The 1,148-nt window shown below is 26.3% G+C and carries 2 protein-coding genes; one reads left to right on the forward strand and one right to left on the reverse strand.

Translation table 11 applies throughout. The annotated features are described in order from the left end of the window. On the reverse strand, window positions 1–296 hold a 296-nt coding region (locus IE142_RS34740), incomplete at its 3' end, for an ATP-binding cassette domain-containing protein (RefSeq protein WP_191889401.1). Window positions 297–676: 380 nt separating this feature from the next. Between IE142_RS34740 and IE142_RS37190 the strand changes: the two genes are divergently transcribed. Continuing rightward, window positions 677–769, forward strand: a complete 93-nt coding sequence (locus IE142_RS37190) for a putative holin-like toxin (protein ID WP_252908894.1) — start codon at window positions 677–679, stop codon at window positions 767–769. The last annotated feature ends 379 nt before the right edge of the window (window positions 770–1,148 follow it).

Consider the following 1,148-nt stretch of genomic DNA (forward strand, 5'->3'; position numbering starts at 1 on the left):
TAGTCTTTATCAAACTTTACACCTAATATATTACTAAAATTTTTTAAGTTTTTTAATCCCGATAGGTCTTGATATAGCTTAGGATGTTCAATTAAATAACCAATTTTTTGATTTTGGTCAAAATCAACTTTGCCTTTAAAGTTCGCAATATTGCCGTTCATAATTTTCATAATGGTAGTTTTTCCGACTCCATTTTTCCCAATTAATCCAACGATATGGCTAGAATCAAATGAAAAATTTAAATGATCTAATACAGTATTATCTTTGTACTTTTTAGTAATATTCGTTATTTTCATTTTATTCTCCTTATTTAAAATTGCTAATACAGTTATGCTATTAACATAACACCAATATATAACTTTCAAAACATTGTAGTATAGAGATTAATTTATGAATAGAATGTACAATTTTACCACCTATGTAATTAGTTATATTAAATAACAATAAAGAAACAAAAAATCGTCATGACGGCATTTGTCTCTTTTTGTCATTATTACACTTTATATATCACTTTAACGACGCATTTTCATACTTTTTCATTTGCGATTATTTTGTATGTTTATTCGGTTTAAGATCTTCTAAAAAGATTGCTTACATTCATATAATAATCAATGTAAGCAAGTTGGATTGATGGTTAATGACGGTATCGATTAAATCTTTAGAAACGAGACGCCTTTTGGTTGATATAAGCATTATGTTGCAATTTGGAATGTTCATCATTGCATTTATCGGTCTTGTTATCGAACTTATTAAATTAAGAAAAAAATAATTATTCCCAACTTTTGACCGAGTAAGAATGGTTAAGTAATTCCGAAAAATCACCGTCTTTTTAACAGGGTTACTAAGGTACGAGTGTTACTAGCACTTGTGTTTTTTTCATCATTTTTAGTATATCTTTTCTTTCAAAAATTTAATTTTGAATTAACTTTCGTGTTCATTTTTTAGGTAAGGAGTAGTTTATAAGTATGAATAAATTAAAAGTTGCAGAAATTAGAAAACAAAAATCTTTAACTCAATAAAACTTAGAAAAAAGTCTATGTAACCGTTAACGAACTATTTGAGTATCACGGGAAAGAGAAAGAAATAATGGAAGTATCTAAACAGCAATAAAACCAGATTAATTACCAAAAAATGAAATATTTACTATT

The sequence above is a fragment of the Streptomyces mutabilis genome (assembly GCF_014649815.1).
In the GTDB taxonomy this organism is placed as follows: domain Bacteria; phylum Actinomycetota; class Actinomycetes; order Streptomycetales; family Streptomycetaceae; genus Streptomyces; species Streptomyces mutabilis.